Annotated in this window: 24 protein-coding genes; 10 read left to right on the forward strand and 14 right to left on the reverse strand. The window is 59.7% G+C overall.

Annotation, left to right across the window (positions count from 1 at the left end):
• The first annotated feature begins 137 nt into the window (after positions 1-137).
• From ACXHXG_RS03195 to ACXHXG_RS03210, 4 genes are all read left to right on the forward strand, one after another.
• Positions 138-317, forward strand: coding sequence for a hypothetical protein (locus ACXHXG_RS03195; protein WP_104822171.1), 180 nt, complete (start codon positions 138-140; stop codon positions 315-317).
• Positions 307-933, forward strand: coding sequence for a helix-turn-helix domain-containing protein (locus ACXHXG_RS03200; protein WP_104822170.1), 627 nt, complete (start codon positions 307-309; stop codon positions 931-933). The genes ACXHXG_RS03195 and ACXHXG_RS03200 overlap by 11 nt, the downstream gene beginning before the upstream one ends.
• A gap of 97 nt (positions 934-1030) precedes the next feature.
• Positions 1031-1438: a hypothetical protein gene (locus ACXHXG_RS03205; RefSeq protein ID WP_457898470.1), complete on the forward strand. Its 408-nt coding sequence runs from the start codon at positions 1031-1033 to the stop codon at positions 1436-1438.
• 257 nt (positions 1439-1695) lie between these two features.
• Positions 1696-3042, forward strand: coding sequence for an Nramp family divalent metal transporter (locus ACXHXG_RS03210; RefSeq protein WP_457898471.1), 1347 nt, complete (start codon positions 1696-1698; stop codon positions 3040-3042).
• Between the two features lie 48 nt (positions 3043-3090).
• Here ACXHXG_RS03210 and ACXHXG_RS03215 read toward each other — a convergent pair whose 3' ends face one another.
• Together ACXHXG_RS03215 and ACXHXG_RS03220 are read right to left on the reverse strand one after the other, a co-directional pair.
• Entirely contained in the window at positions 3091-3867 is a 777-nt protein-coding gene (locus ACXHXG_RS03215) for a tRNA1(Val) (adenine(37)-N6)-methyltransferase (protein ID WP_104822167.1), read from the reverse strand.
• An 8-nt stretch (positions 3868-3875) separates the two neighbouring features.
• Positions 3876-4106, reverse strand: a complete 231-nt coding sequence (locus ACXHXG_RS03220) for a putative signal transducing protein (protein ID WP_457898472.1) — start codon at positions 4104-4106, stop codon at positions 3876-3878.
• 108 nt (positions 4107-4214) lie between these two features.
• Between ACXHXG_RS03220 and ACXHXG_RS03225 the strand changes: the two genes are divergently transcribed.
• The 4 genes from ACXHXG_RS03225 to moaB all read left to right on the forward strand — a co-directional run bounded on the left by ACXHXG_RS03225 (position 4215) and on the right by moaB (position 8686).
• A complete protein-coding gene (locus tag ACXHXG_RS03225; RefSeq protein ID WP_028750582.1) occupies positions 4215-5231 on the forward strand; it encodes a polyprenyl synthetase family protein in 1017 nt (338 codons plus the stop codon).
• Between the two features lie 121 nt (positions 5232-5352).
• Entirely contained in the window at positions 5353-7212 is a 1860-nt protein-coding gene (locus ACXHXG_RS03230) for a tetratricopeptide repeat protein (RefSeq protein ID WP_283049385.1), read from the forward strand.
• Between the two features lie 8 nt (positions 7213-7220).
• Entirely contained in the window at positions 7221-8132 is a 912-nt protein-coding gene (locus tag ACXHXG_RS03235; protein ID WP_457898473.1) for a 4-(cytidine 5'-diphospho)-2-C-methyl-D-erythritol kinase, read from the forward strand.
• Positions 8132-8686 carry a molybdenum cofactor biosynthesis protein B gene (gene moaB / locus ACXHXG_RS03240; RefSeq protein WP_457898474.1) on the forward strand — a complete coding sequence of 185 codons (555 nt, stop codon included), beginning with the start codon at positions 8132-8134 and terminating at the stop codon, positions 8684-8686. The genes ACXHXG_RS03235 and moaB overlap by 1 nt, the downstream gene beginning before the upstream one ends.
• A 9-nt stretch (positions 8687-8695) precedes the next feature.
• Here moaB and ACXHXG_RS03245 read toward each other — a convergent pair whose 3' ends face one another.
• Together ACXHXG_RS03245 and ACXHXG_RS03250 are read right to left on the reverse strand one after the other, a co-directional pair.
• A complete protein-coding gene (locus ACXHXG_RS03245) occupies positions 8696-9010 on the reverse strand; it encodes a hypothetical protein (protein ID WP_457898475.1) in 315 nt (104 codons plus the stop codon).
• Positions 9011-9188: 178 nt separating this feature from the next.
• Positions 9189-9707 (reverse strand): glycosyltransferase family protein, encoded by a 519-nt coding sequence (locus ACXHXG_RS03250; protein ID WP_457898476.1) that lies wholly within the window; start codon positions 9705-9707, stop codon positions 9189-9191.
• 240 nt (positions 9708-9947) lie between these two features.
• On the opposite strand from ACXHXG_RS03250, the gene ACXHXG_RS03255 reads away from it, so the two are divergent.
• Together ACXHXG_RS03255 and ACXHXG_RS03260 are read left to right on the forward strand one after the other, a co-directional pair.
• A complete protein-coding gene (locus ACXHXG_RS03255) occupies positions 9948-11105 on the forward strand; it encodes a PA0069 family radical SAM protein (RefSeq protein WP_457898477.1) in 1158 nt (385 codons plus the stop codon).
• 203 nt (positions 11106-11308) lie between these two features.
• Complete coding sequence (locus ACXHXG_RS03260) at positions 11309-11968, forward strand: ribonuclease HII (protein WP_457898478.1); 660 nt, start codon at positions 11309-11311, stop codon at positions 11966-11968.
• Between the two features lie 12 nt (positions 11969-11980).
• On the opposite strand, the gene ACXHXG_RS03265 is transcribed toward ACXHXG_RS03260, so the two are convergent.
• From ACXHXG_RS03265 to ACXHXG_RS03310, 10 genes are all read right to left on the reverse strand, one after another.
• Positions 11981-12583, reverse strand: a complete 603-nt coding sequence (locus ACXHXG_RS03265) for a phosphotransferase enzyme family protein (RefSeq protein ID WP_457898479.1) — start codon at positions 12581-12583, stop codon at positions 11981-11983.
• Between the two features lie 307 nt (positions 12584-12890).
• On the reverse strand, positions 12891-13382 hold the full coding sequence (locus ACXHXG_RS03270; RefSeq protein WP_283049373.1) for a F0F1 ATP synthase subunit B: 492 nt from the start codon (positions 13380-13382) through the stop codon (positions 12891-12893).
• Positions 13383-13385: 3 nt separating this feature from the next.
• Positions 13386-13979, reverse strand: coding sequence for a F0F1 ATP synthase subunit B (locus tag ACXHXG_RS03275; protein WP_104822156.1), 594 nt, complete (start codon positions 13977-13979; stop codon positions 13386-13388).
• Positions 13980-14058: 79 nt separating this feature from the next.
• Positions 14059-14286 (reverse strand): F0F1 ATP synthase subunit C, encoded by a 228-nt coding sequence (locus ACXHXG_RS03280; protein WP_028750571.1) that lies wholly within the window; start codon positions 14284-14286, stop codon positions 14059-14061.
• A 69-nt stretch (positions 14287-14355) separates the two neighbouring features.
• Complete coding sequence (locus tag ACXHXG_RS03285) at positions 14356-15108, reverse strand: F0F1 ATP synthase subunit A (RefSeq protein ID WP_104822155.1); 753 nt, start codon at positions 15106-15108, stop codon at positions 14356-14358.
• 79 nt (positions 15109-15187) lie between these two features.
• Complete coding sequence (locus ACXHXG_RS03290) at positions 15188-15532, reverse strand: AtpZ/AtpI family protein (RefSeq protein ID WP_457898480.1); 345 nt, start codon at positions 15530-15532, stop codon at positions 15188-15190.
• A gap of 303 nt (positions 15533-15835) precedes the next feature.
• On the reverse strand, positions 15836-17014 hold the full coding sequence (locus ACXHXG_RS03295) for a cell wall hydrolase (RefSeq protein WP_260303373.1): 1179 nt from the start codon (positions 17012-17014) through the stop codon (positions 15836-15838).
• A 171-nt stretch (positions 17015-17185) separates the two neighbouring features.
• Complete coding sequence (locus ACXHXG_RS03300; RefSeq protein WP_104822152.1) at positions 17186-19087, reverse strand: potassium transporter Kup; 1902 nt, start codon at positions 19085-19087, stop codon at positions 17186-17188.
• A gap of 17 nt (positions 19088-19104) precedes the next feature.
• A complete protein-coding gene (locus ACXHXG_RS03305) occupies positions 19105-20082 on the reverse strand; it encodes a magnesium transporter CorA family protein (protein ID WP_457898481.1) in 978 nt (325 codons plus the stop codon).
• A 409-nt stretch (positions 20083-20491) separates the two neighbouring features.
• Complete coding sequence (locus tag ACXHXG_RS03310) at positions 20492-21643, reverse strand: Mrp/NBP35 family ATP-binding protein (protein ID WP_457898482.1); 1152 nt, start codon at positions 21641-21643, stop codon at positions 20492-20494.
• Between the last annotated feature and the right edge of the window lie 395 nt (positions 21644-22038).

A 22038-nucleotide genomic window follows, 5' to 3' on the forward strand; every position in this document is an offset into this window, starting at 1 on the left:
GAAGAGAGGACGGGCTTTCGCTGCAAGAACGGCAGCCGGGAAAAACATTTCTCCGTGTCCGTCAAGATTGGGCGCCGCTCCCTCTACATTAGTCGATCAAAAAAATAGATTTATGGGACTGTGATCAGGAGTTCCGTATGTCCGGCCAGGCTGCCAACGTCATCGATTTCCAAGCTTATCGCGATGCCCGCGCCAAAAGTGCGCCGATACAGCAGGTTCCCGTTTCCGCATGGCCCGCGCAGCCTTTCCTGATGTGGATTCCTTTCATGGGTTTCGTCCCGGTGATGCCGCTTGGTAATCCAAGCTATGGCGCTTGAATCGGTCGAACCCCTGCATGTGGTCTCAAGAGCCGAGACAGTCGACGAAATCTCGGCATTGACCGGCCAGAATCTTCGCCGGTTGCGCACGCGCCGCGGCTATTCGCTGGATCGGCTGGCAAAAATCTCCGGCGTCAGCCGCGCCATGCTTGGTCAGATCGAAACCGGCAAAAGTAGCCCGACGATCAGCATCCTCTGGAAGATTGCCGCAGCGCTGGATGTCCCCTGCGGCTTCCTGATCGCTGAGCCGCACGACACCACCTCGCTGCAGGTGCTGACCCACGCCAAGACGAAGGTCCTGTCCGCCTCCGAAGGCAAATTCCAGACGCGGGCGCTCTTTCCCTATGAAAGCGAACGCAAGGTCGAATTTTACGAGCTGCGCATCGCGCCCTATCACACGGAGACCGCCGAGGCGCATCATCATGGCACGATCGAGAATCTTGTCGTCTCGCGCGGCACGGTGGAAATCGTCGCGGGCAAACACCCGCCGCAGCTCCTTGGCGAAGGCGACGCCGCAATCTTCGACGCCGATGTCGCCCATAGCTACCGCAATATGACCAGCAGCGAAGCCGTGCTCTATCTTGTCACCACCTATGTCGAGGAAGTTCGGGGCTAAGGCAGCGGGGCCAAGATGCCGGTGAATAAAAAGAGGCCGCCCTTTCGGACGGCCGGAGGCAGATGGAGGTCTGCTTGTTATTCCGGGTTGCGACCGGATGAATCAGGCCGCTTCCATCGTGCAGCACATCATCATGTTGCCGCACATCATCATCATCGGCATGCCGGACGACATCATAGACATCATGCGCTTGCAGCATTCCATGAACATGTCCCTGTCCATGCCTTCCATCGGCATCATCTCGCAAACCATGCCCTTCGGCGTCGTTTTGCACGTCATCTTGCTCATCATCATCTGCATCATGGGCATCATCATGCCATTCATCATCGGCATCTGGCCCATCATCGGCATGCCGCCCATCATGGGGTTCATCATCGGCATCATCATGCCGTTCATCATCGGGTTCATCATGCCACCCATCATCGGATTCATCATCGGCATCATGTTCATGGCGGGGTTCATATCGGTCATCTCCGGTGCTCAGCCGCGTTTCGGCTCTCGATAAGAATTTGGATAGAAGAACCAAAAATAGCGTTCAATATAAAAAATTGTTCCAATTATCTTTCCTCCAACAGAATGGAGATGCATCCGCCGCCATATGAAACAATCGTCACTATCGCGGATTTTTCTCCGCTATTACGGATTGCAGGAATGCCACAGCCGAGGCGAATGCGAGCGGGAATGGTTTTTCCTGTTGCGAATGAATTGCATTATCATTCTAAACCGCATACCTCTCGCAGTATCGAAGCCTGCGGAAGCCCCATGGATCTTATGAAACCCAAGCCCGATGCCGGCTGGCGCCATGACCGACAAGAGGCCACTCTTTCCGATGTTTATCGCTCGGTCGAAACCGCCAAGGGCGGCTCGGTGCTGCGTCGCGTCGCCGCTTTCGCAGGTCCGGGCTATCTTGTCGCGGTCGGCTATATGGACCCCGGCAACTGGGCGACCTCGCTCGCCGGCGGATCGAAATTCGGCTATGCCCTGCTGACCGTCGCATTGCTGTCCAACATCATGGCCGTTGTGCTGCAGGCGCTCTGTGCGCGTCTCGCAATCGCCACCGGCCGCGATCTGGCTCAAGCCTGCCGGGACGCCTATCCGCGCTACGTCTCCGTGCCGCTGTGGGCAATGGCGGAGATTGCCATCATCGCGACGGATATCGCGGAAGTCGTCGGCACCGCCATCGGCCTCAATCTCGTTTTCGGCCTGCCCCTCGAAATTGGCGTGCTCGTCACCGCCTTCGACGTGTTTCTCATTCTTTTCCTGCAGCGGCTGGGCTTTCGCTGGGTAGAGGCGCTGATCATCACCCTGCTCGGCGTCATCGCCTTCTGTTTCGGCATCCAGCTCTTCCTTGCCGATCCCAATTGGGGCGAGGTCATCAAGGGCTTCTTCCCGACGACTGAGATCGTCAGGGATCCGAACATGCTCTATCTCGCGCTCGGCATCCTCGGCGCGACGGTCATGCCGCACAATCTCTATCTGCATTCCGGCATCGTGCAGACGCGTGCCTTCGGCCATACGCTGCCGGAAAAGAAAGAGGCGCTGACCTATGCCACGATCGATTCGACCGTTGCACTAACCTTCGCCCTGCTCATCAACGCTTCCATCCTCATTCTCGCCGGCGCGGCGTTTCACGCCCATGGCCACACCGATGTCGTGGAACTCGCTCAGGCGGAATCGCTGCTGGCTCCGCTTCTCGGCCTGGCGATCGCGCCGACACTGTTCGGGATCGCGCTTCTCTGTTGCGGCCTCAACTCGACGGTGACGGCAACGCTTGCCGGGCAGATCGTCATGGAAGGTTTTCTGCGGCTCAAGGTGAAACCGTGGCTGCGCCGCATCGTGACGCGCGGACTGGCGATCGCTCCGGCCGGGGTCGTCACCATATGGTACGGCGATTCCGGTACGGCGGATCTGCTGATCCTGACCCAGGTCGTACTCAGCCTGCAACTTTCCTTCGCCGTCTTCCCGCTGGTCATGTTCACCGCCGACAAGACCAAAATGGGCGATCTCGTCGCGCCGCGCTGGCTGAGCACCGTCGCCTATATCATCGCCTTCGCCATCGCCATCCTGAACATCAAGCTGATCTTCGATGCGTTCCGGGGCATGCCCTGATTTCGGATAATCTTGCCGAAAACCGCGTCATGCTTGCGGGACGGCACACTACTTTCGGGAATAGGCGGCGCGGCCATTGTTGAGGTCGTCGACGAAGTCGGAGAATTTGTGCGTCCCCTCGCCATGCATGATCAGCGGCGCCCGCAGCGCCAGCCGCGCCCGTGAGCCCTTGATTGCCGTCACTAGGATGCGGACGGCATTTTCACCGTCCCGCGGATGGATGGGCGTGATCTCGATACCGCCGAACCGACGGCCGCAAGCGGCGATGATCTCGCCGATCGATTGTGGCCGGGCGATCAACGACAGTTGACCGCCGGGAATCATGATCGCGCCTGCCGTTCGCACCCATCTTTCGAACAGGCCATCGGTCATGGCATGCGCCTGCGCTTTCAACGCATCCGGTGTCAGCCTGTCGCTGGCATCGTTGAAGGGCGGGTTCATAATGACATGATGGAAGCTGTCATCGATCAGGCCGGCGTCGTTGCGGGCCTTCGCGGTCAGGGTCACATCGGCCTCGACAACAGCGACACGGCCGGCGAAGCGGGCATTTTCCGAAAGCGCCAGGCTCTTGCGGGCGAACTCGGCCATTTCCGGCGAGCGCTCGAACAGCACCACCTCCGCCCGTTCAAGCCGCGAGGCCACGGCCATGCCGGCTGCGCCCGCCCCCGCACCGAGATCGGCCACCCTTATGCTGCGGTCATCGGCCACGAGAGCAGCGAGCAACATGGCGTCCATGCCGGAGCGATGGCCCCTGCCCTTCGGCTGGACGATATGGAACCCGCCGCGATGGAAGGCGTCGATGGTTTCGGAAAGGTCATCGGCCATGACGAACCTCAGCCGCGCACTGGGCGCAGCTCGTCGCCGAGGCCGGCATCGATGAGAATACGCCGGGCCTGATCGGCGCGCTCATCCTCGACCATGAAACGACGCGGCAGCATGCCGAGCGAGCCCTCGAGAACACTCATGGCCTGATCCGCGACGAAGCAATGAATCCCGGCGTCCTTCATCAGGCTCTCGGCGAAGGAGAGTAAAACGGGATCATTGGTGCGTATCAGCTCGTGCATAAGCCTTGGGTTTCCTGTCAAATTTGCGAGACGAGACAAATCGCCTCTTGCCGCCTCTTTCGCCCCTTCTTATTGTGCTTTGCAGAAAATGAACAGGAGTCCGGATCGTTGGGCGTCGTGATACCGCTTGAAGAAAGCAAGAATAAACTGGCCTCCATCAAGCCATTGGTGGACCTGACCAAGGCGGATATGGAACGCGTCAACCAGCTCATCCTGTCGAAAGCCGGCTCCGATGTGCAGATGATCCCCGAAGTTGCCGAGCACCTGATCTCTTCCGGCGGCAAGCGCCTGCGGCCGATGCTGACCATCGCCTCGGCCGCGCTTTATGGCTACCAGGGCGACAATCACATCAAGCTCGCCACCTCAGTCGAATTCCTGCACACGGCGACATTGTTGCACGATGACGTGGTGGACGAAAGCGATCTGCGCCGCGGCAAGTCCACGGCCCGCATGATCTGGGGCAACCAGGCAAGCGTCCTTGTCGGTGATTTCCTGCTCGGCCAGGCTTTCCGCATGATGGTCGAGGTCGGCTCGCTCGATGCTCTCGACGTCTTGTCCTCGGCTGCCTGCGTCATCGCCGAAGGCGAAGTGCTGCAGCTCTCCGTCTCCAAGAACATGGAAACGACGGAAGACGATTATCTCTCCGTCATCCGCGCCAAGACGGCGGCGCTGTTTGCCGCCGCCGCCGAAGTCGGACCGATCGTCGCCAATGCCGGCAAGGCCGAGCGCAATGCGCTGAAGTCCTACGGCACCAATCTCGGCCTCGCCTTCCAACTGGTCGACGACGCGCTGGACTACGGCGGCAAGGCCGCCGATCTCGGCAAGAATGTCGGCGACGATTTCCGCGAGGGCAAGATCACGCTTCCGGTCATTCTCGCCTATCGTCGCGGCACCGAAAAAGAGCGCGCTTTCTGGCGCGACGCGATCGAGACCGGCAACAACAGCGACGAGAACCTGGAAAAGGCGTTGGGTCTGATCACCAAATATGGTGCGCTCACCGACACCATCGCCCGTGCCGTTCATTACGGCACCATCGCCCGCGACGCACTGGCGCCGCTACCGGAAACGCCGTGGAAATCCGCGCTCATGGAAGTGATCGATTTCTGCATCGAACGCGTGAACTAATCGCCGCCGGCCGAATTTCTTGCAGGAGCGCTTCAAAAAAGCCATCCTGTTGTGAATCAATTGACACGAACGCGTGCCGCCGGCGCTCTCACCGGCAAATCCCTTGATGAAAGGCTTACTAATGCGGCAGAGACTTGCCATTCGTTTCCTCTCGGGCGCAGCCCTGGCGGCGATCCTCTCGATGGCCGCGTTGAACAGCGCGCGCGCGGTGGATGCCCCGGCAACGCCGGAGGCCAGCGCCCCGGTGACCTTCGATGCGGAAAATGTCGATACCTTCGCAGGCGCCTTCCTTGCTGCCCGTACCGCCGATGTAGACCATGACTATGAGACCGCGATTTCGCTTTATAAAAAGGCGCTGATGATCGAACCGGGCAACCCGGAGATCCGCCAGCGGCTGATGATCTCTTTGCTGCTCAACGGCAATCTCGAAGAGGGTGTGAAGTACGCCAACGAGCTGAAGAACGATCCCTCGGTCGAACGCGTCACCACGATCGTACGCGGCATGGACGCCATCCGCCGGCATGACTACAAGGCCGCGCAGGACATTCTCAAATATGACGGCCCGAACGATCTCGACCGCATGATGGCCGGTCTTCTGCTGGCCTGGGCCCGCGCCGGTTCCAACCATGGCAAGGAAGCGATTGCCATGATCGACAAGATGAAGGGGCCGGATTGGTTCAACATCTTCAAGAATTACCATGCCGGTGCCATTGCCATTACCATTGGCGATACGAAGTCCGCCCGCTCGCACCTGAACGACGCCATTCTCGACAAGGCGGGCGGCGCCACGGCCCCCGACACATTCATGCGCGCCGTGATGGCGCTTGCAGCGCTTGAAGCCAAAGCCGGCGACAAGCAGAAGGCGTTGGATGCCGTTTCGGTCGGCGACAACCTCATCAACAATTACGCGCCACTGAACGCGCTGCGCGACAGCATCAACAAGGGCCAAACGCCGGACCAGCAAGTGACCGACAGCACGCAGGGTGCAGCCTCGGTTCTCTTTACCGTCGGCGCGGCGCTCAACCGCGACGGCGCCGAAGATGTCGTTTCGCTTTATCTACAGATCGCCAATACGCTCGATCCCAAGAGTGCCGACACGCTGGTTCTGCTTGGCGGACTTGCGGAGAAGCAGGAGCAGATGGACCGCGCCATCTCCTTCTACAAGAAGGTGCCTAATACCTCGCCGATGGCCCGCATCTCCGAGCTGCAGCTCGGCCTTGCACTCGCCCAGTCCGGCAAGGTCGACGATGCGCGCAAGCATTTGAAGGCGCTGATCGATTCCGACCCCAACGATATCCGCAGCTACCTCGCCTATGGCAGCGTTCTCTCGGACGCCAAGGACTTCCAGGGCATGGCGGATAATTACGACAAGGCCGCGGAAGTCATCGGCGCCGTGCCGAATCGCGGCGACTGGGCCGTGTTCTTCCAGCGCGGCATCGCCTATGAGCGGCTGAAGAAGTGGGACAAGGCCGAGCCGAATTTCAAGAAGGCGCTGGAGCTGAACCCCGACCAGCCGCAGGTTCTGAACTATCTCGGCTACTCCTGGGTCGATATGAACATGAACCTCGACCAGGGTCTGAACATGATCAAGAAGGCTGTCGATCTGAAGCCGGATGACGGTTACATCGTCGATTCGCTCGGCTGGGCCTATTTCCGCCTCAACCGCTTCGACGATGCCGTGAACGAGCTGGAGCGTGCCGCGCAGTTGAAGGCCGGCGATCCCACGATCAACGACCACCTGGGCGATGCCTATTGGCGCGTCAACCGCAAGCTGGAGGCGGTTTATCAGTGGAACCGCGCTCTGGCCTCCAAGCCCGAGGACGTGGATATTCCGAGGATCAAGGAGAAGATCGCCAACGGTCTGCCGGCGCTCGACAACGATCCAAGGACGGTCGACAAGACCAAGCAGCCTGATCCGGCTCCGGCGGTCACCCCGTCGCCCGATACGACAACGCCGCCGCCAGCCGATAAGAAGTCCTAAGACGTTCGATGACGGTGATCTTTGCGGCTGACGATTTCGACGTCACGGAAGAGGCGCCCGCCAAAATCAATCTGGCCCTGCATGTGACGGGCCGGCGGGCCGATGGGTATCATCTGCTCGACATGCTCGTTACTTTTGCGCGGCATGGCGATTGTTTAGGTTTTCGCGCAAGCGAGCGTGACGAATTCAGCCTGTCCGGGCGCTTCTCCCCTCTTCTTACCGATGGGGATGCCGGCGGCAATCTGGTGCTGAAGGCACGCGATCTGCTGCGGCAGGCGGCTCGTGCCGCGGGTTTCGAAGCGCCGCCCGTCCACATCCATCTCGAAAAGAACCTTCCCGTCGCCTCCGGCATCGGCGGCGGCTCGGCGGATGCGGCGGCGACCCTGCGTGGGCTGGCACGGCTCTGGGACCTCGCCTTGCCTTCCGATGTGGTGAACGCGATTGCACTGAAGCTCGGCGCCGATGTGCCAATGTGCCTGGCCAGCCGCCCGCTGATCGCACGCGGCATCGGCGAAGTGATCGAACTTCTGCCGGACTTTCCATCTTTTGCTATGGTGCTCGGCAATCCCCTCGTCGGCGTTTCGACGCCGGAGGTGTTTCGCATGCTGGCCCGAAAGGACAATCCGCCATTCGTACTCCCCTTGCAGGCAACAAATGGCCGCATGCAATGGATCGAGACCATTGAGGGGTTGCGCAACGATCTGGAGCCGCCGGCACGAATGCTCTGCAACGAAATCGCCACGCTCTCGCAATTGATCGAGAGCCAAGGGGCGCTCGCCACACGCATGTCCGGCTCAGGCGCCACCTGCTTCGGTCTGTTCGATAATCTTGAGCAGGCGACAGCGGCGGCGGCATCGCTTCACAGCTTAAGGCCGGACTGGTATTTCCAGGCGACGGAAACGATCAAGGGAGACGCGTGATGACCGGTTCAAGTGAAGCAAGGTCCTTCATCCCCGTCGGCATCGCGGTGCTGACCGTTTCCGATACGCGCACGCTCGCCGACGACAAGTCCGGCGATACGCTGGTTGCCCGTATCGCGGAAGCCGGTCATAGGTTGGCTGCGCGCGCCATCGTTCCCGACGACAAGGAGCGTATTCGAAGCCAGGTGGAGGCCTGGACGCAGGACGAAACCATCGACGTCGTCATCACCACCGGCGGCACCGGCTTTACCGGCCGCGATGTCACGCCCGAAGCGCTGGAGCCCTTGTTCGAAAAGCGGATGGACGGGTTTTCCGAGGTGTTCCATCGCATCTCCTACGACAAGATCGGCACGGCGACGATCCAGTCGCGTGCAACCGGCGGCGTTGCCAACGCCACCTTCATCTTCGTGCTGCCGGGCTCCCCTGGCGCCTGCAAGGATGCCTGGGACGGCATTTTAAAGGCGCAACTCGACTACCGCCATATGCCCTGCAATTTCGTGGAGATCATGCCGCGGCTCGATGAACATCTAAAGCGCGGTGCCGGCTCAAAATAAGCTGGCGCTTTATACCTTCGATCCAGGCAAGGCAGGAATTGATTCCCAATTCTGACCCGTGAGGATCACGCAGCTTCGGCCGGAGACACCGGTGATCATCATTGTCCAACTGCCGCTTTCAGCAGCGAAGACCTCGATAATATTCCTCGGATCGAGCTGACCAATGGCCGAGAGCTTTTCGGAATAGTGCGCTTCCAGAAAAGCGACCATATCGGCGCGTTCAGCGCATGCGAACATCGCTTGCGAAGCTGCAGTACTCGGATGAAGGATTGCCGTTGCCACAAGGGCCGTTCCGATGAGGCGGCAGAGCATCGTGCGTCCCATGACGCACCTCCTTTCGCCGGAAATCCGGCGGAAGAGGAGAGTTCCGCTGACCTGCTCTGCCGCATACCGGCATCTTCATGGTCGGCCGCCTGACGCGACACGCGAGACGTGCCGCCATATGAAAATTATGACAGAAATTCTCTTATTTTCAAATGGAATCTGGATTGATTACAATGCGCTACCTTGCCGCGCGTGCGACCCAAGAGGGAATTAGCTCGCTCGACAGTTGGCGGCTCTTTTGCCCCCTGGCGAATTCGGCAAGCCGCATGCCCGTTTTGGCGGCGGCGATGGCCTGTCGCTTGGAGAGGAGCAAACCCAGTTCCAGAGGCGGCAGGCTGCGGCCGATGCGCTGGAACAAAGGCCGTCGATAACCCCGCGACGCGGTGAAGCGCGCCGGCACCTTATTCAGCGAGACATATTCGGCAATCTCATCGATCCAGCCGGCTTGCGGGCGGGCGCCGGGCTCGACGAAAAGCAGCCATTCGCCGCGCGCCGAATGCAGTATGTCTTTGATATCCCACTTCGAATAGAAACGGCAGCCGGCAGCGTCGGCCACATGCGAGGTGCCGTCACGCGAGCCATGATCGAGCACGACGACGTCGCACACCAAACCTTCGATCGCGCCGGCTACCAGGGCCGCCAATGTCTGCGCCAGCTCAGGTTCCTGATCCTGGCATTCGATGATTACTGTCAACATTGCCCATTTATAAAGCGCCGCACAATTTATTGCCAGCGCATAACCCCTTAAACCCGAAGGTTTAGATATGGCTTATACGCAGGTCCAAAATGCCACCGGGACCTCTGCTCGTCGGCATGGAAACGCCGCGCGGCGGAGCGTAATCGCGCATTTTGTTCTTGCAATGTTCTCGTTTGTCGGATAGGAATTTAATCATCTTAGACGCGGCATGCGATGCCATGAACCGCCCCGGAGTTACCGATGAACGAGCAGTCCCTTGCAGGGCAGGTCGCATTTGCGCCTGCCAATACGGCAGATGTTGCCAATGCTTTGATCGCCGACACCGGTCTCAGAGTCGAGATCGACCGCCGGCGCGGTCGCGGCGCCGGGCTGAACCCGAGCGGCCGATTCGAACCGCTGCGACGTGAGACATTCGATGACGGCTGGCAAACGCTCGAAGAACTGCCGCCTTTCAAAACCGAAGTCCAGGTGGAGAAGCCGCGTACGGCAATCACACGCAACGAATCGCCCGATATATCCTTCGATCGTTCCATCAATCCCTATCGTGGCTGTGAGCATGGCTGCATCTATTGTTTCGCACGGCCGACGCATGCCTATATGGGTCTGTCGGCGGGACTCGATTTCGAATCGAAGCTCTTCGCCAAGCCGGACGCGGCGCGGCTTCTGGAACGGGAGCTGGCCAAGCCCGGCTACAAGCCGCGCGTCATCGCCATCGGCACCAATACCGATCCCTATCAGCCGATCGAGAAGGAATGGCGCATCATGCGGCAGATTCTCGAAGTGCTGAACAAGGCAAACCATCCGGTTGCGATCGTCACCAAGTCAGCGCTGATCATGCGCGATATCGATATTCTCAAAGAGATGGCCGCCAAGAACCTGGTTCGGGTCGGTATTTCCGTGACCACGCTCGACCGCAAGCTGGCGCGTACCATGGAACCGCGCGCGGCGACGCCGCAGCGGCGGCTGGAGGCGATACGGGTGCTCAGCGAAGCCGGTATCCAGACGGCAGTCATGGTGGCGCCGATCATTCCGGCGCTCAACGACCACGAAATCGAACGCATTCTCGACGCCAGCAAGGCCGCCGGCGCCATGGAAGCAACCTATGTCATCCTGCGCCTGCCGCTGGAGGTCAGCCCGCTCTTCCGCGACTGGCTGCTGCAGAACTATCCGGATCGCTACCGCCATGTCATGTCGCTGATCCGCTCCATGCGCGGCGGCAAGGATTACGATGCCGAGTTCGGCAAACGCATGAAGGGTGCAGGCCCCTATGCCTGGCAGATCAGCCGCCGTTTCGAAATGGCGACCAAGCGGCTGGAGCTCACCCGCCGCAGTATCGCATTGCGCGACGACCTGTTTGTGCCGCCGGATGGCAGCGGCGTGCAGCTTTCGCTGCTCTGAGCGGTTCAGCTTTCGCGGAATCTTAGAACCGCTCTATCTTTTTGTTTTTTCGCAATTCCGGACGGAAAGCGGCTCACGCACTTTTCCTGGAATTGCTCTGACTCTTTCCCGCGGGTTTCCCTGCCCGCCGGAAGAGCCCCCTGGTTCGCCGCCTTGATCCACCGGGGGCTTGCAGGAGATCGGATGGTGTGCGAGCTTGCCGCATGCCACGCAGCACACCATCCGATTCTCCCATGCTTTTCGAAGAGGGCCCGATCGTTCCAACCTTCGAGTTGGAGCTGATTGCCCGCCGCGCTGGACACTGGCCTGTCGCAGGTGCCGATGAAGCCGGGCGCGGGCCTCTTGCAGGTCCAGTCGTCGCGGCCGCAGTCATTCTCGATCCGGAACGCATTCCCGAGGGATTGAACGATTCCAAGCAGCTTTCGGCCATCAGGCGCGAGGCACTGTTTGTCGAAATCCTCTCGACCGCGACCGTCTCCATTGCTTCTTCGAGCGCGGCGCGTATCGATATCACCGATATTCGCAAGGCGAGCCTCGACGCCATGCGCCGTGCCATCTGCAGCCTGGCCGTGCCGGCAAGCTACGTGCTGACGGATGGGTTGGATGTGCCCGGCGGCCTCGCTTGCCCGGGAAAAGCCGTGGTCAAGGGCGATGCCCGCTCCTTTTCCATTGCCGCAGCCTCGATCGTCGCCAAGGTGACGCGCGACCGGATGATGGCCCGCGCCGGAGATGTCTTCCCCGCATACGGCTTTGCCGCCCATGTCGGCTACGGGACGCCTGAGCACCGCGCCGGCATCGAGAAGCACGGCCCCTGCTCGCTACATCGCATGAGTTTCCGGCCGCTCCGACGCGATGAGGCCTGACGCCAGCTCTGCTTATCCTGCAAGGCCGGCTGCAATCTCGCTTCGGTGCTCGCTGATATAGGCAACATCGCGCCGGTAGATATCAGCATGGCCATCTTCAATGTTGCGACGATATCTTTCCACACCATTGGCCGCCTCGCTTTCCATGAAGCCGACCAAGGCATTTAGACGGTCAATGATCATCCCTGGCAAGGCCGATCGTTGCTCCGAGGGCAAGCCGTAGGCATCAAGGAAACTGCGAGCGCGGAGGATCTGCGTATCGAGCTCGCCGAGATCCTTGACCTCGTCGCCAGCGGACAGAGGCGCCCAGCGATAGATGGCGTAAGCGAGATCCCAGCAACGCGGGCCGGGATGGGCCGTCTCGAAGTCGATGATGCCAGTCACCTCGCTGCCGGTGAGAACAATATTATAGGGCGCGAAATCGCCATGGCAGATCACCTCGAACGGCGGCCGCGGCGACAATTGCCATTTCTGGTCCTCCAGCATCGGCCGCATCAACAGAGCGGTGCAATCGTGATAGCGCCGCAGCAGGCGCGCCGCGGACTGCAGAGCTTCCATCGACCTCATATTCTCATTGTCGTCCAAGTCACCCGTCTCACCTGGGAGAAAGCTCACTCTTTCCCACGCCGCGTCATATCCGGCTGATAATGGCGCATTGGCAAAGCCATGGGTGTGAAGTGTGGTGAGAAGGGCGTGAACACTCGCTGTCCAAGGACGAGTCCGCCGATAGATGAGATCACCCTGGCGAAATGGTCCCTCGCCACTCTCCCCGTTCGGTATCACCATTTCTCCCCCTAAAACGAGGTCGAAATCTAATTTAGATCCGGAGCTATCGTCAAATGTCACCGTCGCCGAGCGATACCTTTAAAAACAAAAAGCCCAGCCGAAGCCGGGCTTTTCCAAAGATCGATTGCTTGCGCGCTCAGTTCAACCGCGACTTCACTTCGCCAACGGCGTTGCTGAAGAGTTCGGATTGAACCTGGCCGTCGGCCTTCTTGGCGAGCACGGATTCAGCAGCAGCGATGGCCAGATCGACGGCGGCGGAACGGACCGCCTTCATCGCATCGGCTTCCGCCTGCTTGATCTTCTGCTCGGAAAGCGCCGTACGGTTGGCGACGAATTCCTCCGTCTTCTTGCGAGCTTCCGTCGTCAGCATTTCAGCTTCGCGTTCGGCGGCCGCAACGATATGGGCTGCCTCGGCTTCGGCTTCCTTCCGCTTGCGCTGGTATTCAGCCAGAAGATGCTGGGCTTCTTCACGCAGGCGCTTGGCTTCAGCCAGATCGTTACGGATCTGATCGGCGCGGTCGTCCAGCGACTTGGCCATCATGCCCGGCACCTTCAGATAGACGATGAGGCCGAGGAAGATGATGAGAGCGACGAAGGCAAAGAAAGTTTCGTCGAGACCGAATTCCATGGATCAACCCTCCCGCTTGGCGGATGCTTCGGCGACAGCCGAAGCGACGTCTGCCTGGCCGGCGACGTTGCCGACGAGCTGCTCGACAACGGCAGCGGCCGTTTCTTCAGCAATGGCGCCGACATCGCCGAAGGCTTTCGCCTTGATCTCGCTGATACGGACCTCAGCGGCCTTCAGCTTTTCCGAAAGGCTTGCTTCGATCGCCTTGCGATCTTCCTCAGCCTTTGCCTTGGCGGCGTCGCGGGCGGTGGCGCCGATCGAATTTGCCTTGGCGCGCGCTGCGGCCAATTCGCTTTCGTAGGTCGCAACGGCAGCATCGGCTTCGGCCTTCAGACGCGAGGCTTCGTCGATGTCCTGGGCGATGCGATCGTGCCGGCTTTCCAGAATGCCGCCGACGCGCGGAATGACGATCTTCTGCATGGCCACGTAGAAGATGACGAAGGTGATCACCAGCCAAAGGAGCTGTGACGGATACGTCGTATGGTCAAACGGCGGGAATACGCCTGCGTGATGGCCCTGATCGGGCGCACCCGTCTCCGTATGCACCGCGCCGGCTGCCGGCGGTGCTTCTTCAGCATATGCCGGGGTCACAAACATGCTCACCTCCAGGTGGTCTGCAAATACAAAGAATCACGGCCCGCTGTCCCGCGAACCGTGATCTATCATGCCGTTGATATCAGACGGCGAAGAGCAGGAGGAGAGCGATGAGCAGCGAGAAGATGCCCAGAGCTTCCGTAACGGCGAAGCCGAATACCAGACGGCCGAACTGGCTGTCAGCGGCAGACGGATTGCGAAGTGCGCCGGACAGGTAGCTGCCGAAGATGTTGCCGAGGCCGAGAGCCGTACCGGCCATACCAAAGCAAGCCAGACCTGCGCCGATGAACTTTGCTGCTTCCGCTTCCATGTTGAACTCCTTTGAAATGGTTGTTGCGGCGAATGACTGACGCCCTGCAGACGTCAATGTCGGTAATCCTTAGTGGCCACCCGGATGGATTGCGTCATTGAGGTACATGCAAGTCAGCACCGCAAAGACGTAAGCCTGGAGGAAGGCGACGAGGAACTCGAGACCGGTCAGGGCGACGGTCATGATCAGGGGAAGAATGGCGCCGCCGATGCCAAGCGCACCAAGGGCTCCGAGCGAGGCAACGAAGCCTGCGAACACCTTAAGCGTGATATGGCCTGCCAGCATGTTGGCGAAAAGACGAACGGAGAGTGAAATGGGCCGCGACAGGAAGGAGATGATTTCGATGATCACCACCAGCGGCAGAAGAATGCCGGGAACGCCCTGCGGCACGAAGAGCTTGAAAAAGCCGAAGCCATGCTTGATGACGCCGTAGAGAATGACCGTCAGGATGACCAGAAGCGCCAGTGCAAACGTGACGATGATTTGGCTGGTGACGGTGAAGAAATAGGGAACCATGCCAAGCAGGTTCGCCGTCAGCACGAACATGAAGAGTGAGAAGACCAGCGGGAAGAACTTCATCCCCTTGGTTCCCGCCCCTTCTTTCAGCATCGAGGCGATGAACTCATAAGACATCTCCGCCACCGACTGGGCGCGGCTCGGAATGACGCTGCGATGCGAGGTGGCGAAATAGAGGAAGCCGGCAGAGATAACTGCCGAGGCAACCATGAACAGCGAAGCATTGGTGAACGAAAAATCAATTCCGCCGATATCGATCGGGATAATCTTGAAGATCAGGAACTGATGGGTAGGTCCGTTTGCCACCGCTTGTTCTCTTTCATTTTCCCGCTCGTCAAAGCGGATGCCTCTCACCAGGAAACTGCACCGTAGCGCCGCTTCCGCCTCATTTCTTATCTAGCCCGTGCTTTTCAAGCATTGGTGTCGCCACCTTGCCTGCAGAGCGCAAAACATTCAGAACGCCGGCACAAAATCCGAGAAGCAGAAGAATAATCATGCCCCACGGCGTCGTGCCGACAAAACGGTCGAAGAAATAGCCCAGAACAGCGCCAACGATGATGGCAGCGATGAATTCACTAGAAAGCTTCATCGCCTGGGCATAGCCTTTGCGGCTCTCCTCGGCGCGAACCTCCCCTCGTTCATCCTCTCCCAACGCAGAACGCTTGCTCGCCAGCTCGGCTTCCAATTGCTCTCGTCGCTTTTCCAGACCTTCGTCGCGGTCATCCGCCATGGTGATGTCCTCCCATTTTCGTTGCGCGCTATCCCATTACCCCGGTCAACGCATAAACGAACGGCAGGTTTCGCCACCTTTTCGGCCCGTTTGAAGTCGCGCGCAACATAGTTTTAGGAAAAAGCATAGTCAAGGCGTAGACGTCATCTGTCCAGCCATAAATTAGCCGAATTAAATCATAATCTTAGGGCGAATATGCGATGCCGGCGTAAAACTGAGCCGAAGAATCCTCTTCAGGCCGGGTTTTTCTGTGACCTTTTTATCGCTCACTGGGCCGGATCAGTCCCGCCGCGCAATCGACCGTCAGCTCCAGCCGCCGCCATAGGTCCGATAGAAGATGTGCATGCCGATGCGGCCGACTTTCACCATCTCGGCCGCCCATTTCGGCCGGACGTAGACGGCGTGATAGTGCGTGGCGGAACCGACTTCCGGCAGCCAGATTTTGCCGGCGGTCACGGCCATGGCGACCTGGCGGGCGACCTTCCAATGTTCGGGCGAATTGACCCGATCCTTGACGTTGTCGCAGGCAAAGGAGAACTGGCATGCATTACGCCAATCGTCGTTCTGATAGACGACGCCGCAAATGGTTTTCGGATAGGCTGGGTTGCGGACGCGGTTGAGGATGACCTGCGCGACGGCCGCCTGCCCCTTCACCGATTCCCCACGCGCTTCAAAATAGATGCCGGTGGCAAGGCATTGCTGTTCGTCCGAGGAAAAGACCGAGGGCGGCAGAACATTCGCGGCCCAGGCGTGATCCTGAGGACCGATCTGCGGTACGAAACGGCCTGCGTTGTCCTGATCCTTGGCAAGAATCGAATCAAAGGGCGAGACACGGGCGTAGTCCGGTGGCGGCGAGGCATAGGCGGCAGCGAGCACATCGGCATCCTGGCTTGTTACCAGGCTCGCAAGATAGGACGGCACGCTATGGTCCGGCTTCTGCGGCTCCTTTCGATAGAAGGCCGTCGCGATCTGAATTTCCTTGCCGCCGATCTTCGGCTTCAGGAAAGCGGTCTTGTCCTTGGTATCCAGTTCTGGGCGCAACAGCATGCTTTCACGCTGCAGCACGGAACCAGCGGAAAAATCCTTCGGGGGCTGCATCGGCGCGACGGCGACTATCCTGCCCTTCTTGTCCTGGCGATTGATGCGGTCTTCGTCCGGCCTGGGATCGCTGCCCTTTTCTTCCGACCGGAACGCAACGCGGCGGCCATCGGGCAGGACGAGACCGGCGTCGCCAATGGCAGCAGCGGTCGAGGCGTCGCCGAAGGCAAGCTCGGCCTGATGAGTCGAACCTGCCGGTGAATTGGTAATGACCATCCGCCAGTTGCTGCTCCCCCTGTCGATGCCCGCCAGCAGACCGGCAAGATCGGCATAGGCCGCCGTCGACGGAAAGATCAGCCATGCGCAAAGCCCGAAGACGGCTGGCGAAGTCCAGTTTTTCGGCACGAGGCCATACTTGCGGGGGACACGACTCGGACGAGACAATACCGGACTCCAAACGGCACTCGGGATAGGAGCCGAAATAATCTCGCATTAACCTTGATGGATGGTTAATTCTGACCGCCGCTCGGTGATGCATCTATTCATGAACCTACAAGCAAAAGGCCCCGCGGATATCCACGGGGCCTTCGATGCAAGCAAGCTGACTGATCCGCGTCAGATGATGACGTGCGAGCCCAATTCGACGACGCGGTTGGCCGGCAGGCGGAAATAGTCCGAGGGGTCGGTCGCGGCATTGGCGAGGGCGATGTAGAGCCGGTCCTGCCAATGCGGCATGCCCGACTTGGCGTCCGGAACCAGCTTGCGGCGGCCGAGATAGAAGGAGGTCGACATGATATCGAACTTCAGTCCGGTCTTGCGCAGGGTCGCCAGCGCCTGCGAAACATTTTGCGATTCCATGAAGCCGAAGCGCAGCTCGACGCGCGAGAAGCGGTCGGAGACTTTCTCGACCGAGTAGCGGTCCTCCTGTACGACGCGCGGCTTGTTGATGGTCCGGATCGTCAGGATGACGTTCTTGTCGTGCAGGACGTGATTGTGCTTCAGATTGTGCAACAGCGCCGCCGGTGCCGATTCCGGATCGCTGGTGAGGAAGATCGCCGTTCCCGGGACATGTGCCGGCGAGTGGTCGCTCTTGCGCTCGATCGAGCTGACGAAGGACGACAACGGAATATCCGTATGTCGCGTCTTCTCCATCAGGATCGCCGTACCGCGGCGCCAGGTCCACATGATCACTGTGAAGGCGGTCGCGATCAGCACCGGAACATAGCCGCCGTCGTGAATCTTCAAAAGGTTGGCGCCCAGGAAGACGAATTCCAGCAACAGCAGCGGCGCCAGCACGCCCACCGCCATTGGCAGCGTCCAGTTCCAGCGAACACGCACGAATTCGAAGGCCATGATCGAGGTGACGACCATCGCACCGGTCACCGAGATGCCGTAGGCCGTCGCCAGCGCATCCGAGGTCTTGAAGCTCAACACCAGGAAGATGACGCCGAAGAACAGTACGGTGTTAACCGACGGCAGGAAAATCTGGCCAGTATTGGTCTCGGAGGTGATGAGGATTTCCATGCGCGGCAGGAAGCCGAGGTGAATGGCCTGCCGCGTGAGCGAGAAGGCGCCGGTGATGACAGCCTGACTGGCGATGATCGTCGCCAGGGTGGCGAGAATGACCACTGGCAGGATCGCCCAATGCGGATACATCAAGAAGAACGGGTCGGACATGGCGAGCGGCTGGCGCAGCACCAAGGCACCCTGCCCCAGATAATTCAGCGTCAACGACGGAAACACCAGGGCAAACCAGGCCCATTGGATCGGACGGCGGCCGAAATGCCCTAGATCGGCGTAAAGTGCCTCCGCGCCGGTGACGGTCAGGAAGACCGCGCCAAGCACGACGACACCGAGAAAACCCTCGTTGATCAGGAAGTTGATCGCATACCAGGGATTCAAAGCGGCCAGAATGCCGAAATCATCCGAGATATGCATGATGCCGACAGCGCCCATGACGATGAACCAGAGCGCCGTGATCGGGCCGAAGAAGCGCGCGACCGCGCCGGTGCCATGCGACTGGATCGCGAAGAGCAACGCCAGGATCGCGACCGAGATCGGCACGATGTAGTCCGCCAGCCTTGGCGTCACCAATTTCAGACCTTCGACAGCCGAAAGAACCGACAGCGCCGGCGTGATCATTGCGTCGCCAAGGAAGAGCGCCGCCCCCAGCAGGCCCAACAGCATCAGAACGGCGGTGTGGCCATTCGCCGTCTTCATCAGCAGCGCCAAGAGCGACAGCGTGCCGCCTTCGCCATCATTGTCCGCTCGCAGCAGAAAAAGGACATATTTGATGGTGACGATGATGGTGAGCGCCCAGAACATCAGCGAAACGAGGCTGATGACTTCGCCGCGCGTCAGGCCATCGGCGGCTACCGGTTTCAGCGCCTCGCGAAAGGCGTAAAGCGGGCTCGTACCGATATCACCATAGACTACGCCAACCGACCCCAAGGCGAGGTAGAAGAGTTTGCGTGGATTCATTTTCCCGTCGGGAGAATGATGGGTTTCGTCAGACATTCAGGATCACTAGACTCTCAGAGCCAGCCTTTCCAGCGAAAAAAGAAAAATGGAACGACGGCAGACACCACCATCAAAAGCAACGATGCCGGATATCCGTAGGCAAAATGCAACTCCGGTATGAACTCGAAGTTCATGCCGTAGACCGAGGCAACAAGCGTCGGCGGCAAGAAGACTACGGAGGCAATCGAGAAAATCTTGATGATGGCGTTCTGCTCGATATTGATCAGGCCGAGCGATGCATCCAGCAGGAAGGTAATGTTACCCGCGACGAAGGACGCATGTTCGGATAGAGATTGCACATCCCGCGAGACATTGCGGCACAATTCCTTGGCCTCTCGGTCCTGCTGCATGGCGGGGATGGTTTGGAGGAAGGTCAAAACCCGCGACAATGAACTCAAGCTGTCGCGCACCTTGCTGACCGCGCGGTGATAGCCTGCAATGTCTTTCAGCTTCTCTTCCAAATAGTTCGACGGACGACGGATTTTTTTCACACGGTCGCCGAACACATGCACCGACAATATATCGATGCTGGAAACCGTCTGTTCAAGGACCTCGGCCGTGCGGTCGACAATGGTTTCCAGAAGTTTCGCCAGAAGCGCGACACCGGTGCGCCGCTCCTGCGGAATGCGCTGCAGCGCTGCAATGAACAGCGCAAAGGATTTCGGCCGCGCGTAGCGGATGGTGATGAGGCGATGACCCGTCAAAATGAAAGCGACATCGGTCAGCGTCGGCAGGTTGGTATCGGCCTTCCACAGCAGCGAAGCCGTCAGGAAAACCGCGCCATCGTCGACATAGAGCCTGCTTGAGGGCTCTATGTCCTTCATATCCTCGCGCGTCGGCACCTCGAGCCCCAGCAGGCGCTCGATGTTCGTCTCTTCTTCACGCGACGGTTCGACCATATCGATCCAGATGGCGTTGTCCGGCAATTGGGCAACGGTCGAAAGATCTGCCAATTCGAAGGACTTGCAATCGGAGCAATAGGCCGTGATCAACGGATCGTCCTCGGCACACAGGCAACGCTATAACCACGGCGCTTTGTGCGCTCCCGCCGCGATTCTGCCGATGGCCTGTGAAAAAAATTCATAAAACTCCGGCCGTATCCCGCCGGTCCGGCCGGGAATGCGTGTCCATGCTCCATTGCGCTGCTGTACCAATCCTTCGTCCGTCATGACAAAGCCGATTGCTCAGGCGAGACGAAGTCACCATTTGGCAGATGGCCGTCATCGGATATGGCCGACCAAATTCTCACCGGCGGCGCATATGCAGCAAAGCTCGCAAAGAATCAAGTCACAACCCCTCTAATGCGCGCTTTCACCGCAGATTCACGATCCCGCGAAGTCATAGCACACGGCGCGGCCAAGGCAATCGTGCCGATCGCCGCACAGGTCACGCCATTGTGAATTATTCGAAGACGATGGAGGGTGCTGCGCGCTGAGGCGTATTGCTGACCTGCGCCCAGACTTTGGCGGCGATATCGCGATAGATGCCGGCGATCGTGCCATTGGGGTCGGAAGCAACCAGCGGCGTGCCTGCATCGGACGTCTCGCGGATGCCCATGGTCAGCGGCACTTCGCCGAGGAAGGGTACACCGATGCGCTCCGCCTCCTTGCGCGCTCCGCCGTGACCGAAGATATCGTAGCGGGCGCCGGTGTCCGGAGCGATGAAGTAGCTCATGTTCTCGACAATGCCGAGAACGGGCACTTCCACCTTCCGGAACATGTTGAGGCCTTTGCGCGCGTCGATCAGCGCCAGATCCTGCGGTGTCGAAACGATGATGGCGCCAGCGAGCGGCACCTGCTGCGCCATGGTAAGCTGCGCGTCGCCGGTACCCGGCGGCATATCGACGACGAGAACGTCAAGCTCGCCCCAGGCGACTTCTCGCAGCATCTGCAGCAGCGCCGACTGTACCATCGGCCCGCGCCAAATCATCGCCGTCTCTTCTTCGACGAGGAAGCCCATGGACATGACCTTGAGGCCGTAATTCTGCATGGGGTTGATGATGCGGCCGTCGATCTGGGTCGGCCGGCCGGAGATTTTCAACAGGCGCGGCATGGAGGGGCCGTAGATGTCGGCATCCAGAATACCGACGCGCAGACCATTGGCGAGCAGACCGAGCGCGAGGTTGACGGCCGTCGTCGACTTGCCGACGCCGCCCTTGCCAGAGGCGACCGCAATGATGGCGCCAATGCCGGGCACGCCGATCTTGCCGGCGCGAGGCGGCTGCTGCGGCGCATGGGCGTGGGAATGGGCATGCGGCTGAGCGGGAGCCGGGCGTGCCGGAGGCGCACCAGCGGCATTGGCCTTCTTGTCCGCCGTCAGCGCGACTAGGGCGCCTTTGACGCCGGGCAATTCCTTGATCACGCGCTCGGCCGCAAGTCGCATCGGTTCCAGCTCCTTGGCGCGCTCTGCCGGAACCGTGATCGAGAAATAGACCTTGTTGTCGGAAATGAAGACATCCGAGACCATGCCGAGCTCAACGATATTGTGCTCCAGGTCGGGGCCGCGAACGGTCCTCAACGTCTCCAGAACCTGTTCCTTGGTGATGTCTGCCATTCCATCCTCACTGCACGATTTCCATCCGGATGGCGGCGCATGGACGCCCACGCAGCAAACGCTCCGGATCTCTTGAGGCTTAAATAGTGGAGTGAGAGAACTTCGCCAAACGAAATTAAAGGGAATATCGACGCAATACTGCCGTTGCGGCCGGCAGGTCCGCCGGGCTTTATAGCCCTACCAGCCGCAACGCTCCCTTGGAGACCAAAATGTCAGCGGCCGCACATAACGCAAAGCTTTGAAAGGAGTAGGGCGAGCGCACGAAAAATCGCTCCTTAAACCCCGTTGATTTTGCGGACGTGCCAAATAAGCAACAGCCGCCACCGATACTGCCGCTGGGAGAAGCAACGACTAAAATATCAGCAGCGGCTGCCCGATCCGCGCGCGTTTATCGG

This window comes from Rhizobium sp. LEGMi-198b (assembly GCF_054114205.1).

Bases quoted from the DNA above. Each gene is read 5' to 3' on its own strand.
- ACXHXG_RS03235 (WP_457898473.1), top strand. From the start codon at position 7,221: ATGACGGTGATCTTTGCGGCTGACGATTTCGACGTCACGGAAGAGGCG.
- ACXHXG_RS03205 (WP_457898470.1), top strand. From the start codon at position 1,031: ATGAATCAGGCCGCTTCCATCGTGCAGCACATCATCATGTTGCCGCAC.
- ACXHXG_RS03260 (WP_457898478.1), top strand. From the start codon at position 11,309: ATGCCACGCAGCACACCATCCGATTCTCCCATGCTTTTCGAAGAGGGC.
- ACXHXG_RS03245 (WP_457898475.1), bottom strand. From the start codon at position 9,010: ATGGGACGCACGATGCTCTGCCGCCTCATCGGAACGGCCCTTGTGGCA.
- ACXHXG_RS03290 (WP_457898480.1), bottom strand. From the start codon at position 15,532: ATGGCGGATGACCGCGACGAAGGTCTGGAAAAGCGACGAGAGCAATTG.
- ACXHXG_RS03195 (WP_104822171.1), top strand. From the start codon at position 138: ATGTCCGGCCAGGCTGCCAACGTCATCGATTTCCAAGCTTATCGCGAT.
- ACXHXG_RS03270 (WP_283049373.1), bottom strand. From the start codon at position 13,382: ATGGAATTCGGTCTCGACGAAACTTTCTTTGCCTTCGTCGCTCTCATC.
- ACXHXG_RS03255 (WP_457898477.1), top strand. From the start codon at position 9,948: ATGAACGAGCAGTCCCTTGCAGGGCAGGTCGCATTTGCGCCTGCCAAT.
- ACXHXG_RS03310 (WP_457898482.1), bottom strand. From the start codon at position 21,643: ATGGCAGACATCACCAAGGAACAGGTTCTGGAGACGTTGAGGACCGTT.
- ACXHXG_RS03280 (WP_028750571.1), bottom strand. From the start codon at position 14,286: ATGGAAGCGGAAGCAGCAAAGTTCATCGGCGCAGGTCTGGCTTGCTTT.
- ACXHXG_RS03250 (WP_457898476.1), bottom strand. From the start codon at position 9,707: ATGTTGACAGTAATCATCGAATGCCAGGATCAGGAACCTGAGCTGGCG.
- ACXHXG_RS03200 (WP_104822170.1), top strand. From the start codon at position 307: ATGGCGCTTGAATCGGTCGAACCCCTGCATGTGGTCTCAAGAGCCGAG.
- moaB (WP_457898474.1), top strand. From the start codon at position 8,132: ATGACCGGTTCAAGTGAAGCAAGGTCCTTCATCCCCGTCGGCATCGCG.
- ACXHXG_RS03275 (WP_104822156.1), bottom strand. From the start codon at position 13,979: ATGTTTGTGACCCCGGCATATGCTGAAGAAGCACCGCCGGCAGCCGGC.
- ACXHXG_RS03215 (WP_104822167.1), bottom strand. From the start codon at position 3,867: ATGGCCGATGACCTTTCCGAAACCATCGACGCCTTCCATCGCGGCGGG.
- ACXHXG_RS03210 (WP_457898471.1), top strand. From the start codon at position 1,696: ATGGATCTTATGAAACCCAAGCCCGATGCCGGCTGGCGCCATGACCGA.
- ACXHXG_RS03230 (WP_283049385.1), top strand. From the start codon at position 5,353: ATGCGGCAGAGACTTGCCATTCGTTTCCTCTCGGGCGCAGCCCTGGCG.
- ACXHXG_RS03300 (WP_104822152.1), bottom strand. From the start codon at position 19,087: ATGTCTGACGAAACCCATCATTCTCCCGACGGGAAAATGAATCCACGC.
- ACXHXG_RS03220 (WP_457898472.1), bottom strand. From the start codon at position 4,106: ATGCACGAGCTGATACGCACCAATGATCCCGTTTTACTCTCCTTCGCC.